Raw genomic sequence first — 14,089 nt, forward strand, 5'->3', positions numbered from 1 at the left:
AAGACATCAGTTACGGAATATGGCGAGGTAGCAGATAAAGAAATATATGAACTCGATAAAGACATGATAGACAAAGAAACTATGTATGATGGTTTCTATGCAGTGGTAACCGATATAGAAGGAGATGCAGCACAGATCATAAACATTAATAAGCGCAGATGGCAGATTGAAGAATGTTTCAGGATCATGAAAACAGAATTCGATGCAAGACCTGTATATTTGCGTAGAGAAGACAGAATCAAAGCACACTTTCTGATCTGTTTCATTGCACTGATGATCTTTCGATTACTGGAGATCAGGCTGGAAAAAGAATATACAGCCGAACAGATCATCAGCACACTGAAGAAGATGGAAGTATGTAGGCTAGAAGAATATGGATATATTCCGACATACACAAGAACAGAATTAACGGATAAATTACACGAAGTATTCGGATTCAGAACTGATACAGAGATCATCAAGAAATCAAAGATGAGAAGCATCATTAAAAAAAGTAAGGAAAAGCAATAAAATACTACATATCTTTACAAAACCAAAACCTCAGGAATAACCCTTAATCTCGGTGTTTTCTTGAGGTTTCTTACTTTTTAACTGTCAAAGATGGGATATTATATCGATAAAAGTGTCTATTTACATGATGAAAAAATATTTACTGTAATGATTATAGTGGTGATAACCCTTATTCAGAAATACTTTTCATAAAAAGGAATCATTATTTGCTTTTACATCCTGAAATTGAATGGAATGATGAAACTCCAAACAAATTCGTGCAAACAATTCACTGGCAATAAAAAAGGACAGGTTATTACCTGTCCTCTAACATTTCATCAATCATTTGCCATACTCGGTCAATACCTTGTTTCTTTTCACTTGAAAAAGCAATCAAAGGTTCTTCATCAGTTAACTCGAATGTCGTTTTGATTTTTTCAAGGCATTTTTTAATCTCATTTTTTTTAAGCTTATCTACCTTTGTCGCAATGATTGCAAGTTTCATATGATGATATCTTGCATATTCAATCATTGTCAAATCATCTTCACTTGGTTTATGACGAGCATCTACAATGATCAGCAAACCTTTTTTTTGCTTTCGCTCACCAAAGTATTCTTCCATCATCTCACCAAATTGAATCAACATTTTTTTTGATGCATTAGCATATCCATAACCTGGTACATCTACTAACATGAAACGATCATCAATATTAAAGAAATTCAAAAGTCTTGTCTTTCCAGGAGTATTTCCTACATAAGCTAGATTTTTTCTTCGTGTAATCGTATTGATCAATGAACTTTTCCCTACATTGCTTCTTCCTGCCATTACAATTTCAGGAAGCTCACTGTCCGGCCAGCTTTTAGAATCTGGCGCAGAGATAACTAAATAAGGATTTTTTACTTCCATTATTTGACCAAAGCATAATCAATGACCTGCGATACATGCTCAACAGGAATGATCTTCATGCTTTCCTTTACTGAATCTGGAATTTCATCGATATCTTTCATATTTGCTTTTGGCACGATGATCGTATGGATACCACAGCGATGAGCAGCTAATGACTTTTCTTTTAAGCCGCCTATTGGAAGGACATTTCCACGAAGAGTCACTTCTCCTGTCATCGCTAGATCTGATTTAACTGGAATATTTGTCAATGATGAAACAATAGCAGTTGTTAGTGTTACACCTGCACTTGGTCCATCCTTTGGTACGGCACCTTCAGGTACATGGATATGAATATCTTCCTGTTCAAACAATTTAGGTTCGATTTTGTACTTCTTCGCATTAGCTCTCACATAGTCATATGCAATCGAAGCACTTTCTTTCATGACATCTCCCAATTTTCCAGTCAGGACAAATTTACCTTTTCCTTCAAAATGAGTGACTTCGACCTGAAGCACGTCTCCGCCAAATGAAGTATAAGCAAGACCCGTAACGGTTCCTACCTGATCTTTCTTTTCTTTACGGCCATAATCAAAGATTTCATGACCTAACCATTCATTGACAAGCTTCTTTGTTACCGTAATAGATTTTTTCTTATCTTTCAAGATAGCTAATACAGCTTTTCTAGCACAAGTGCCAATAACTCTTTCAAGCTGACGTACACCTGCTTCACGAGTGTAATACTGAATGAGATAAAGCAATACTTCATCTTTGATCTTAAACTGATTTGATTTTAAGCCATTCATTTCTACCTGTTTTGGTACCAAATGTTTTTTCGCAATCTGAATTTTCTCAACCTCTGTATAGCTGCTGATCTGAATAATTTCTAAACGATCCTGCAGAGCGCTTGGAATATTTTCCAAATAATTGGCAGTTGCGATAAATAATACCTGACTTAAATCGTAAGGCTCTTCAATATAGTGATCACTGAAAAGGGCATTCTGCTCAGGATCCAGCACTTCTAGCATTGCACTTGAAGGATCTCCCTTGTAATCACTAGCCATCTTATCAATTTCATCTATCAAAAATACTGGATTGATCGTTCCGGCTTTTTTCATGCCTTGAATGATCCTTCCTGGCATACTGCCTAAATATGTTCTACGATGTCCACGAATCTCAGCTTCATCACGAACACCACCTAATGAAATTTTCACAAATTTGCGTCCCAGAGCACGAGCAACAGATTTTGCCAGCGATGTCTTACCAACACCTGGAGGACCTACCAAGCAAAGAATCGGAGATTTTAGAGAATTTGTCATCTGCTTAACAGCAAGATATTCCATGATTCTCTCTTTTACCTTTTCAAGTCCATAATGGTCTTCATCCAAGATCTGCTGTGCAAGCTGTAAATCTTCATTATCCTCACTTTGCTGCCAGTAAGGCAATTTCATCAGCCAGTCGATATAACTCTTGATGACACCGCTCTCCCCAGCACTTGCCGGAAGCATTTCATAACGAGAAAGTTCTTCTAAAACTTTCGCCTTGATATTTTCCGGATATGGATTTTTTTCTAACTGCTCACGAATCGAATCGGCATCGTCGCTTGTTTCTGGAACATCACCTAATTCTTCTTTGATCGCACGCAGTCTTTCTCTTAAAAAGTATTCTTTCTGACTTTCTTCAACACGTGTTCTTACTTTCTGATTAATTTCATTATCAATCACTAAAAGCTGTTTTTCTCTTTCAATTGCTTCTAGCAATCTTAACAAGCGAGTATTTACATCTAGGGTTTCTAAAAGCTGCTGACGCTGGTTTAATGTAAAAGGAAAAATCTGAGCAATATGATCAGCTAGACGATTGGCTGAAACTCCTTTGGCAAAACTTTTAGCCATTCCTGGAGAAATCAAACTTGCTAATGTATCAAAGCTTTCCATTTCTTTACTGATCTTTCTAACAAGGATCAATTCCTCATTAGCATCTCCCATGATATCTTCTAACACTTCAACACTTGCAAATTTCGTGTTACGCATTTCTTTGATATCTAAAATTCTGGCACGTGAAATACCCTTAAAAACAGTTCTGATAAAGGCGTCTTTTTTATGAGTGGCAACGATGCGGCAAATCGTACCTACCTGATATAAATCATTGGTATCTGGCTGATCTACCGATGGATCGATCTGGCTAACTACCAGAACTTCAGAATTAAAGCTTTCATTGGCTCTTCTCAAAGCATTTAAGCTTATTTCACGACCCACTTCAATAGCTACTTCTTCATTTGGAAATATGACAACATCTCTTGTGCAAATGACAGGAAATTGTCTTGTATTCATTTCTTCCATCAAATTACTCCTTCCTATTTAGTCAAAAAGACGCTTAGCGTCTTTTATTCTTTTTCAGTTTTTTTCGCAGGCTTATTTTTCTTAACGATTTCGATGGCTTCTCTCAACTTCAGATCATAAGAGATGCTATCAGGAGAAATCAGTTCTTTGACCTTATCGCTTTCCATACCATAAGCATCTGCAATACGCTTATATTCTGCTTCAATGCTCTCTTCGCTGATTTCAACATTTTCTTTTTTCGCAACTGCTTCAAGTACAAGACGAACCTTTACTTTATTTTCTGCATCGATCGCCATACCTGAACGAATATCACTTTCCTGCTGACCAGTCATCTGAGTAAACTGCTCCATATTGAATCCTTGCTGAGCAAGACGCTGTTTAAACTCATCAACCATACGATCCGTTTCCTCATCAATCATGATCTGAGGAAGTTCTACTTCAGCATTCTCAACTACCTTTGTTAGACAGTCGTTTGTATATTTGTTTTCAGCATCATTTTCTTTACGTTTTTTCAGATCATCTTTTAAATAATCTTCATATTCCTTTGTTGTAGTAACATTTTCAATGTTTGCCTGCTTTACTAACTCATCATCAAACTCAGGCAATACCTTTGTTTTGATTTCATGTAGCGTTACTTTGAAAACAACAGGCTGTCCTGCAAGGCTAGGCTCCTGATAATTTTCAGGGAAAGTAACATTGATATCTTTTGTTTCTTCTGGTTTCATACCCACTAACTGTTCTTCAAATCCTGGAATAAAAGATCCTGATCCAATTACTAATGGATAGTTTTCCCCTTTTCCGCCATCAAATGCAACACCATCTTTAAATCCTTCAAAATCAATCACAGCGGTGTCTCCATTTTCAACGCTTCCCTCTTCTTTTAATTCAAGTTCCGCATATCTTTCCTGAAGACGGCTGATCTGTTCTTCGATATCTTTCTTTAAAACACGTGTGCTGTCTTTTTTGATGCCTAAATCTGTATAGTCGCCTAGCTTCACTTCCGGCTTCACCTGAATATCATAAACAAGCGTTACAGACTTTTCATCAATGGCTTCAATATCAAGAGATGGACGAGCGATCATCTGAATATCGTGTTCGCTGATTCCCTGTACCAATGCATCTGTAGCTACTTCATCTACCGCATTGATTAAAATTTCTTGTACTGATACATGTTTTTTCGCAATTGCTGCCGGCACCTTTCCTGCACGGAATCCTGGCAGCGATAATTTTGAAACGATCTTTTTAAATGCTTTATCCTGTGCTTTTGACCACTGATCACCTTCGATTGTAGCTTTTAAAACACCTGTTGATTTTTCTTTTAATTCCCAAGTAGACATGTTTTTCCTCCTAAAATTCAATCATCAAATTGTATTGCTATATAATAATAATTCAAAACCGCCTTTTTGTGAAGCTTTTTTTTCAGAAAGCAATTTTTTCATCTCATTTTCGCATCCCATCATTGATGAAACATACATAACAATCTCATAAGCACATGCTTCACTTTCATCTTCATCGATTTCAAAAGGTAAATGAAGATAAGCTTCTTTATAAAGACACTGGATGCATAAATTTAGAAGTGAAGGATTTTCATTTTCCAGCCAGCTATGCATAAATTCAATACTTGTTTCAACACCTTCACTGTCGCTCGGATTGACACAAGCTGCCGGAATAAAAGTAATATCCATACCATCTTTTACGATATGAAATTCTTCATTCAGCTGCTGGCCGATACAAGCTTCGATCAAGGAAATGGTTACAAAAACACTTTTCGCATGATCAAATCCTTTTTGTATCAAGTCAGGATATTCTCGCATATTGCTTTCACGCAATGCCTTAACCGCAAATAACTGATGACTTTCATCCATTTCCAGATAAGTATCGATCTCATCATCACTCAGCTTTTTCTGGGCTTCAAACATCAATAATTGCTTTTCATATACCAAAAGTTTTTCTTCAAAATCTTTAGGAATATATGGCATGCTTAATTCTTCTTTAACTTTAATAGAAGCACTTTCATAATCACCAGTATTCATCATATTTTCAATTTCTTCAATACATTCTTTATAATAATTGCTCATAACTCACCTGACTTTTCATAATATATCATAAAACTATATTTCAGGCAAATAAAAGACACCTCATTCAAAAGGTGCGAATTTAAATTCAACATGCATATCAGTATCTACAATAATTATACAATATGAAATAGGCCGTCCATCACGTGAATAATACAAGCTGCCTGGATTAATAAGCCGAATGCCATTTACAACTTTATCACAAGCTACATGCGTATGTCCAAAAAATACGGTGTCACAGCCCTCTTCTTTGGCCATCTTGCTCAAATAAGTCAAACGATCTCTTGCATAGCATAAATGCGAATGAAGCATCAATACCCGAAAAGGACCCATCTTTAACTTCATCTTTTCTGGAAAATCAGCATAGTAATCATTGTTGCCACGGACAATGCGCATATTCGGATAGACATACTCGTCACATTCGATATCTCCGCAATGCAAAAAAGCATCCGCATCCTTATGTTTTTCCATGATCTCATCAATTAAATGATTTCGGCCATGAGAATCACTCATTAATATTATTTTCATATCATCACCAAAAATACTTTAACATAATCTTTCTCATTCTTCAAATATATTTAAATTTAAATCATCAAATGTCAAAACATTTTGAAAACTGCCTTCCATCCACACTTTTTCATCATTAATATAGAGTGAAAACTGATTGCCGATCTGATTCATCTTCAAGGTATATAAAAGTGGCAGAATAGTATCCGCATTTACAAGATTTTCTTCTTCAAGAAAAGCTTCATTCAGATATAGCATCACATGATCCCCATCATTTTCTATTTTTTGACACTCTAAGCTCAAAGAGGTTTGATCAAGCACCTCATTCACAAAATCTAAAGTGCTCTGTGAAGAAGGGTAACGACGTGTCATCACCATATAATAATGACTTGTTTCATTCTCATGTAATTCAATGACAGAACGTGAGATGCTTTGATGGAGCTGAGAACTATCAAGATTAAAATTATTTACACCTAGCGTATAATCAAAAGGCTGCATTGGAAGTGCACTTAAAGGCATTTTTTCAATTGGTTTTTGATTAACGAGAAATTCAACCTGATAATTTTCATTAAATTGAACTACACTGCTGACAATCGCTTCAATGACCCGTAATTCAATATGAGAGCTCATTGTAAAAAAAGCTTCATTAAAGCTTATTTGAACAAGCTCATTTTGAATATCAACATCCAGACATTGAATCGAAACAGGAATCAGAGCTTTTAAATCATATATCCCTATTTCATGTTTCATAAGTTGAAAAAGCTGTAAGATATTTTCTTCATCGGATTCACTTTTCTGATAATTCAACGTAACAGGCACCAATTGATGATCGTCATTGATCATATAAATAAGAATCTTGTCTTCCATATCACCCGTTGTACTCTTAAAAACCTCAATTTGTTGCTTTGGAAGAAAAAGTGTTGTCATAACACAGATAAAAGCAATTGCATAGGTGCATACAAGTTTGATCTTTTTCATACTTCACCTCAATGCATCTTATGATGAAACACTCAAAAAAAGAAGAAAAAAATCACTCATGAATCCAGAGTGATTGCTTTCACATCATAATCGCATCCCAAAAGAGTCCGAATGCTTTCTTTCATTCTAGCTGGATCTTTGGTCGTATAGATTTCCATTTTTCCTTCACCAGTGATCTGCTCATCTCTAAAAAGATCGACCACGGCCTGATTGGAATCAAATAATTCTCCCTTACCATCAAGAAAAGGACGTATGAGCGGGAAGTGAGTACAGCCTAATACCCATGCATCGGCTTTCTCAGATACATAACTCTCTACTGCTTTCCTCAATATATCAGAATCACAGCCGTTTTCGATGATAGGCACCAGCTTTGCAGCTGGAATTTCGTGAATCTCGGTTTCCGGGCAAAAAGCTTTTAATGTATTCAGATAAGCATGTTTTTCAACCGTCTTAGGTGTTGCAAGTACATTGATTTTTTGAAAATGATGTCCTGCTAACTGTCTGCAGGTAGGTTCAATAATGTTATAAATGTGGAGATCTTCATATTCTTCTTGAATATCGCCAATCACATTAGCACATAGGGTATTGCAGGCAACTACCACTTCATGAATGTCCATCATTCTAAATTTATCTAGAAAAGCATGGGCATACTTTCTTAATTCCTCCACACTTTTTTCACCATATGGAACATTGCTCTGATCGGCAATATATACAATATTTAAATTTGGATATGCCTCTTTCAGTGCTTTCACAACCTGCATACCGCCTAACCCCGAATCACAGCAGCCTATGGTTGTAATCATTGCGTTTCATCTCCTTCTTCATTATTCTGTTTTAGATCTTCATGATACTGGAGAATAAATTCCTCCAATGGCTGAGCAGGATCATTCACAAACTCAAAACCATACTCATGTGCATGCTCAATTAGCCATAATTGCTGTGGTGAAAGTTCCATTTCTTTCAGATTTGTCGTTTCCACTGAAGCAACAACTAATCGCACCACATTTCCTAATTGATAGATCGATTGTCCCGGATAAGCTACATGATTGAAGACATCATCAATTCCATAAGTCAATACCGCTTCTTCATATAACTGTTCCTGGGTATCAAACGATATATAACCAGTCGTAACTACCATATTGCCACAAGTTTTCTCATTAATCTCAAATGCAGCATTACACATATTGACTAATTCTTCAGCGGCTCCTTGTGAAAGCTGTATCGTCTCTTCTCCTTGGATCTGATTCACGATAGGAATGCCGCTAACCTCTACCAGATCTTTTGGCGTATAGGTAAACAATGTCGTATTCTCTTCTATTTTTCCTGTTACAGAAGACGGATCGCTGATCAGTGTCTGTTCATGGACAAAAGCATTTTCTTCTGTATAAAAACTCTTTAGCTGAGCTAATGAATAATTACTGCAATAAACTTTAAAAGTTGAAAAGCTCATCTGATCTTTCATGACATCTACAAGCTCTAAAATAGATGCAGCATCCATCTCACCAACATTTTTAGCGTAATTATACCAGTCAACATAGCGGATATTAAAATTAGACATTCCTAAATATTCCATAAACTCTTCAGGTTTATATTGCCGGTCGATCAAATAATTGATATCTTCTGTTGTCATATATTCCAGTATGATCTTTCGATTTTCATCATTTGCATACTGATATCGAGAAAGTTCATCATAATGTTGATTCATGATATGAAAACAACATAAAAATAATGCAAGAAGTGCACCGATAAAAAGTCCTCTTTTCATTTTCATGAAAGTCACCTCTTGTTAGATTATAACAAGTTCACCTTTAAAAGTAAATAAAAGAAAAGGGGAATGATGATCCCCTATTCATCTAACTCAATTTGATGACATCTCAAAAGCTCTAGAACAGCCTGTGTGCGTGAACTCACATTCAGCTTTAATATGACATTTGAAATATGATTACGTACTGTTTTATCGCTAATACTCATTTTATAAGCTATTTCTTTTGTAGAATAATTTTTCAAAAGATAACGAAAAACTTCACTTTCACGTGGAGTGCAAATTTTTTGCGTAAGATTCCTCCTTTAAACCATAGTATGCACGAATCAATGATTGTCTAAGGTTTTTTGCCCAACTAGCTCCAAGACATTTTCCGCAACATTGGCAGGAAGGAACTCTTTTAGCTCTTCTAAAGTAGCGTTACGAAGATTTTTGATCGTCTTGTATTTTTTCCAAATCTGTTTTTTACGTACTTCTCCAACACCTTCGATGTCATCTAAAATACTTTTGTTCATGGCTTTGCTGCGTAGCTTCCGATGGTATGTAATCGCATAGCGGTGTACTTCATCTTGCAGGGTTGTCAGGAAAAAGAAAAGCGGACTGTCTTTTTCAATTTCAATCACTTCCCCATTTTTATCTAATAAACGGCTAGTACGATGCTTATCATCCTTGACAAGACCTGCTATCAAAATGTCGATTCCTAAAGAATCCAATACTTCTTTTGCCGCTTCAATCTGCTGCCACCCGCCATCAACGATCAACAAATCACTCATTGGCTGTTTTTCCATCAGTTTTCGATAATAGCGACGGTATAGTACCTCCTTCATCGAATCCATATCACTGCGATATTCATCTAAGCGATACAATCGATAATCGGCCTTGGAAGGTTCACCGTCTTTAAAAACGACGACCCCGCTGCAATTAAAGGCTCCTGAAATATGCGAATTATCGATCATTTCAATCGTATGAATTTCTCTATTAAAAAAGCTAGAAAGATCTTTCATTGCCTGTGATTTACGATTTTCATCTCGCTGAAGCGTTTCAATCTGTTCATGAAGCGTCTTTTTCGCATTTTCTACCACCATATCAACCAGCTGTTTTTTATTTCCCTGCTTTGGCTGAATAATTTTCGCATCTAATACTTCTTCAATACCTTCAACATTGATATCAAAAGGTAATAAGATCTCATCAGGTAAAATATTTTTTTCGTAGTATTGAACAAGAAAACTCATAAAAGTTGTCTGTGGATCCTCCACAAGCGGCTGAACAGAAAAAGAACGATTTAAGATCTTCCCATCATGAAGAATAAAATTCTGGATCGAAATATACCCATATTCTTCATAATAAGCAAATACATCACGATTCTTACGATCTTTAAATTGTACCTTTTGCTGCTGGGTAACATGTTTGATCGCTTCGATCAATTCATGTTTTTCCTTTGCTTTTTCAAAATTAAGAGACTCACTCGCTTCATTCATTTCAGCTGTTAACTGATGAAGGATATCTGCAGTGTCTCCCTTAAGAAAACGTCTGACCTTTTTTATCATTTCTTCTTTTACATCATCTTCTATCTTTTTTTCACAATATCCCAGACATTCATGAATGTGATAATACAAACAGACTTTTTTAGGTAAATGCTGACACTTTCTCAAAGGAAATAAACGATTTAAAAGATCTTTTGTCTGATAAGCCGCTGAAGAATCCGGAAATGGTCCAAAATACTCCGCTTTTTTATCTTTGATATTGCGTACCACGCTCAATGCAGGAGCATGATCTTTTGTCAACTTTAAATAAGGATAGCTTTTATCATCCATGAACATGATGTTAAAGCGGGGACGATATTGCTTAATAAGGTTAAATTCAAGAAGCAGCGCTTCTTTTTCACTGGATGTAACGATTGTTTCAAAATCATCAATTTGTGAAACGAGCTTTGTTGTCTTATAGTTATGAGAACCTACAAAATAAGAATGAACACGATTTTTTAACTTAATCGCTTTCCCAACATAGATAATCTCGCCCTCTTTGTTCTTCATCAGATAACAGCCAGGTTTTAAGGGCAAGAGTTCTAATTTCTGTCTAATCTTTTCACTTGCCATGTCGACCACCCTTTAAAGTTACAACGGTTGCTCCTGTGCCGCCTTCACCTTCACCACCGATACGCCAGCTCTCAACATATTTATTTTTCTTCAGATAATCCCAGATAGCACTTCTCAATGCTCCACTGCCCACTCCATGAATGATCCTGACAGATGAAAGTGAATTGGCAAGAGCTGTATCCAGGAATTTATCAACGATTGAAATCGCATCAATGACCCTTTCACCGATCACATTACATTCCATAGAAGCACGAGTATGCGTTCTGGAAGAAACGGCAGCCTTCTTTTTAACACTTTTCTCTTTCTTTTTCTGGGTATGGGTACAATCCGATGGATCAAGCTTCATCTTCATACCATTTGCAAACACAAGAAGATACTTAGGTTTTACTTCCAAGACCTCACCATAATAATTATATCGTTTGATCATGACTGAATCACCGACATGGAATACCTCATCACTGGGACCTTTTTCTTCCTCTTCCACCAGATCATTTAATTGAGAGCGAATTTCCAGGAGTTCATGTACCTTTGCATCTGCTTTAGAACGCATTTCTGATAGAATCTCATCACTTCTTTCTTTCGCTTCTTCAACAATTTCCTGTGCCTCAAGCTGGGCAGATTCCATCATCTTTTCACGTTCTTCTTCAAATCTTTTTTCCTTTTCTAAAAGATTCTTCTCTTTTTCTTTTAAGCTTTCACTTTGAAGCTCAAGCTTTTCTTTCATCTGCAAATTTTCATTCATTAAATCATTGAGCCGAACGATCAGCTTTTCATCTTCAGTCTCATTTTCTTCTTTGATCTTACGAGCTTCTTCAATAATATGTGGATCAAGACCAAAATGAGCTGCAATAGAAAGAGCATTTGACTGTCCGCTCATCCCTTCGATATAACGATAAGTTGGCCGCATCTTTTCCATATCAAATTCAACGCTGCTACATAAGACCTCGGGCCATTTCCCAGAAACTGATTTTAACTTTGAATAATGAGTCGTAGCTAAAACCATACATCTTTTCTTTCTTAAATCATCTAAAACGGCAATTGCCAGCGCTTCGCCCTCTTTAGGATCCGTACCGCTTCCAAGCTCATCAAGGATAACAAGCGAATGTTCACTTACTTTATGAGTGATCATTGCTAATTTTGAAATATGGGCACTGAATGTTGACAAGGACTGTTCAATAGATTGTTCATCACCAATATCAATAAAAATATCATCAAATTTAGGTATCGTTATTTCATCGGCACTTACTGGAAAACCACAGTAACTCATCAATACAAAAAGGCCGATCGTCTTTAAAGTAACACTTTTTCCTCCCGTATTACTACCCGTAATCAAAAGAATCGTATGATCTTTCATTTCATACGTATTCGCAACTACTTTTTTTGGATTGATCAAAGGATGGCGAGCTTTTTTCATATAAATATGTCGCTCATCATTTAAAGTGGCAACACACCCCTGTATCTCATGAGCATAATGAGCTTTCGCAAAGATACAATCCAAAAGTGCCAGCGTTTCACAATTGGCAATCAAAGCATCTCCGTGCTTTTTAACCTCTTGTGACAACTCAAACAAGATTCGCTTCATTTCTTCTTCTTCACTGCTTTTCAAGGCTTGCAAACGATTATTGAGCTGTAAAAGAACCTCCGGCTCAATATAAGCTGTAGCACCAGATGCACTCTCACCGTGAATAAAACCACGAATACTATTCTTTTCAGAATTTTTCACCAAAACACAAACACGATCATTCCGTGTCGTGGTAATCGTATCCGTCAGCTTGGATGCATTAGCCTGAATAAATTTAGCTGTCTGAGCTGCAATATCACCTGTAACTGCCGCAATGGAACGACGAATACTTTTTAATTTCACTGATGCGTGATCATATAATTCATAACTGTTTGAAATACAAGATTCGATCTTTTCACTCAGTTTCAAATCGATCATCAATGACTCACCTAATTCATCCAGCACAGAAGCATTGCTTTCATGAAGATAACGTCGCATATTCTGACATCCTCTCATAAGTGCAGCACACTGCATCAATTCACGACAGTTGCATAACGCATCCTTCATTGCTACATCAACTGCCTCACGGACATCATAAACACCCCCAAAAGGAGGGTTTTCATTGACACGTAATATTTCAATAGCTTCCGCTGTTCTTGCAAGCTCAGTCTTGATTTTTAATCTCTCAAAACTTGGCTCTGTCTTCATTACCATGAAAGCCCCTAATGAAAATTGTGCATATTCAGCAATCTTCTTTTTAATTGTTTCTAATTCTAATACATCATTCATGTGAATACCCTAACTTTTCTATAAAATCCTGAATTTCCTCATCACTATAACCATGTTCACTTAACAAATCTTTCAATTCCTGTAAATTTACCTGATCTAAAAGTGAATCAGACATAATATCAAAGTCATTTAAGACCTCACTGCCATACGTAAATACTCTTTCCTGAAGCATTTCAATATGTTGAAAAAAAGTATTTTCAATCACTTCGCTGCCATTTTGAATGATAGGCGTATGAAGCACAAACAGCAATACAAAACAAAGCAAAAACATCTCCACGACACCAAACAATGCTCCCAGAAGAGAATTAGCAAAAGAAATAACTGGCAATTCTTTAAACAATAAAGCTATTGGCTTCAATAAAAAAATAACTAAAGAAGCTACGATAACGATCAATACAAAAATTAAAATTTGATTTGCATAATTATAAAAGAAATCAGCTAATGGTGTATCCTGATAAGGAGCATAGCTTTGAGGAAGAATATGAAATACTTTTGAAAAAGCAGGTGCCAGATTCCATCCTATGATAACGATGACCACAAAAGAAAAACAACTTAACAGCTTGGAAAGAAAACCTTTTCTATATCCTAAAAACACTAACAGTACAAATAAAATAAGCAGCAGTGGGTTAATCAATTGAATCATAAAATCTGAAATAACCATGAAATCACC

General features: G+C 36.2%; 13 protein-coding genes. 1 reads left to right on the plus strand and 12 read right to left on the minus strand.

Going from position 1 to position 14,089, the window contains the following annotated elements; translation table 11 throughout:
• Nucleotides 1-510 (plus strand): IS1634 family transposase (locus BQ5367_RS00215; RefSeq protein ID WP_143052322.1); only part of this gene is annotated, 510 nt, incomplete at its 5' end.
• Nucleotides 511-805: 295 nt separating this feature from the next.
• Here BQ5367_RS00215 and yihA read toward each other — a convergent pair.
• The 12 genes from yihA to BQ5367_RS00270 form a co-directional block, all read right to left on the minus strand.
• Entirely contained in the window at nt 806-1,396 is a 591-nt protein-coding gene (gene yihA / locus BQ5367_RS00220; protein WP_071440591.1) for a ribosome biogenesis GTP-binding protein YihA/YsxC, read from the minus strand.
• On the minus strand, nt 1,396-3,711 hold the full coding sequence (gene lon / locus BQ5367_RS00225) for an endopeptidase La (RefSeq protein ID WP_071440592.1): 2,316 nt from the start codon (nt 3,709-3,711) through the stop codon (nt 1,396-1,398). The genes yihA and lon overlap by 1 nt, the downstream gene beginning before the upstream one ends.
• 44 nt (nt 3,712-3,755) lie before the next feature.
• Complete coding sequence (tig, locus tag BQ5367_RS00230) at nt 3,756-5,048, minus strand: trigger factor (protein ID WP_071440593.1); 1,293 nt, start codon at nt 5,046-5,048, stop codon at nt 3,756-3,758.
• Between the two features lie 24 nt (nt 5,049-5,072).
• Nucleotides 5,073-5,789: a hypothetical protein gene (locus tag BQ5367_RS00235; RefSeq protein ID WP_071440594.1), complete on the minus strand. Its 717-nt coding sequence runs from the start codon at nt 5,787-5,789 to the stop codon at nt 5,073-5,075.
• A 60-nt stretch (nt 5,790-5,849) separates the two neighbouring features.
• A complete protein-coding gene (locus BQ5367_RS00240; RefSeq protein WP_071440595.1) occupies nt 5,850-6,314 on the minus strand; it encodes a metallophosphoesterase family protein in 465 nt (154 codons plus the stop codon).
• Nucleotides 6,315-6,347: 33 nt separating this feature from the next.
• Nucleotides 6,348-7,271, minus strand: a complete 924-nt coding sequence (locus tag BQ5367_RS00245) for a GerMN domain-containing protein (protein WP_071440596.1) — start codon at nt 7,269-7,271, stop codon at nt 6,348-6,350.
• A gap of 56 nt (nt 7,272-7,327) precedes the next feature.
• Complete coding sequence (locus BQ5367_RS00250) at nt 7,328-8,074, minus strand: glutamate racemase (RefSeq protein ID WP_071440597.1); 747 nt, start codon at nt 8,072-8,074, stop codon at nt 7,328-7,330.
• Nucleotides 8,071-9,042: a D-alanyl-D-alanine carboxypeptidase family protein gene (locus tag BQ5367_RS00255; protein WP_071440598.1), complete on the minus strand. Its 972-nt coding sequence runs from the start codon at nt 9,040-9,042 to the stop codon at nt 8,071-8,073. Before BQ5367_RS00255 ends, BQ5367_RS00250 begins: the two co-directional genes overlap by 4 nt.
• A 74-nt stretch (nt 9,043-9,116) precedes the next feature.
• Nucleotides 9,117-9,317: a helix-turn-helix domain-containing protein gene (locus tag BQ5367_RS12935; RefSeq protein WP_074021982.1), complete on the minus strand. Its 201-nt coding sequence runs from the start codon at nt 9,315-9,317 to the stop codon at nt 9,117-9,119.
• A gap of 42 nt (nt 9,318-9,359) precedes the next feature.
• Nucleotides 9,360-11,129 carry an excinuclease ABC subunit UvrC gene (gene uvrC / locus BQ5367_RS00260; RefSeq protein ID WP_071440599.1) on the minus strand — a complete coding sequence of 590 codons (1,770 nt, stop codon included), beginning with the start codon at nt 11,127-11,129 and terminating at the stop codon, nt 9,360-9,362.
• Nucleotides 11,119-13,419 (minus strand): endonuclease MutS2, encoded by a 2,301-nt coding sequence (locus BQ5367_RS00265; protein WP_071440600.1) that lies wholly within the window; start codon nt 13,417-13,419, stop codon nt 11,119-11,121. Before BQ5367_RS00265 ends, uvrC begins: the two co-directional genes overlap by 11 nt.
• Nucleotides 13,412-14,080 (minus strand): CvpA family protein, encoded by a 669-nt coding sequence (locus BQ5367_RS00270; protein WP_071440601.1) that lies wholly within the window; start codon nt 14,078-14,080, stop codon nt 13,412-13,414. Before BQ5367_RS00270 ends, BQ5367_RS00265 begins: the two co-directional genes overlap by 8 nt.
• Between the last annotated feature and the right edge of the window lie 9 nt (nt 14,081-14,089).

Origin of the sequence: Traorella massiliensis (genome assembly GCF_900104665.1) — a bacterium.
Classification (GTDB): domain Bacteria; phylum Bacillota_I; class Bacilli_A; order Erysipelotrichales; family Erysipelotrichaceae; genus Traorella; species Traorella massiliensis.

Excerpts from the sequence above, each read along its gene's own strand:
- yihA (WP_071440591.1), bottom strand. The coding sequence starts at position 1,396 with ATGGAAGTAAAAAATCCTTATTTAGTTATCTCTGCGCCAGATTCTAAA.
- lon (WP_071440592.1), bottom strand. The coding sequence starts at position 3,711 with ATGGAAGAAATGAATACAAGACAATTTCCTGTCATTTGCACAAGAGAT.
- tig (WP_071440593.1), bottom strand. The coding sequence starts at position 5,048 with ATGTCTACTTGGGAATTAAAAGAAAAATCAACAGGTGTTTTAAAAGCT.
- BQ5367_RS00235 (WP_071440594.1), bottom strand. The coding sequence starts at position 5,789 with ATGAGCAATTATTATAAAGAATGTATTGAAGAAATTGAAAATATGATG.
- BQ5367_RS00240 (WP_071440595.1), bottom strand. The coding sequence starts at position 6,314 with ATGAAAATAATATTAATGAGTGATTCTCATGGCCGAAATCATTTAATT.
- BQ5367_RS00245 (WP_071440596.1), bottom strand. The coding sequence starts at position 7,271 with ATGAAAAAGATCAAACTTGTATGCACCTATGCAATTGCTTTTATCTGT.
- BQ5367_RS00250 (WP_071440597.1), bottom strand. The coding sequence starts at position 8,074 with ATGATTACAACCATAGGCTGCTGTGATTCGGGGTTAGGCGGTATGCAG.
- BQ5367_RS00255 (WP_071440598.1), bottom strand. The coding sequence starts at position 9,042 with ATGAAAATGAAAAGAGGACTTTTTATCGGTGCACTTCTTGCATTATTT.
- uvrC (WP_071440599.1), bottom strand. The coding sequence starts at position 11,129 with ATGGCAAGTGAAAAGATTAGACAGAAATTAGAACTCTTGCCCTTAAAA.
- BQ5367_RS00265 (WP_071440600.1), bottom strand. The coding sequence starts at position 13,419 with ATGAATGATGTATTAGAATTAGAAACAATTAAAAAGAAGATTGCTGAA.
- BQ5367_RS00270 (WP_071440601.1), bottom strand. The coding sequence starts at position 14,080 with ATGGTTATTTCAGATTTTATGATTCAATTGATTAACCCACTGCTGCTT.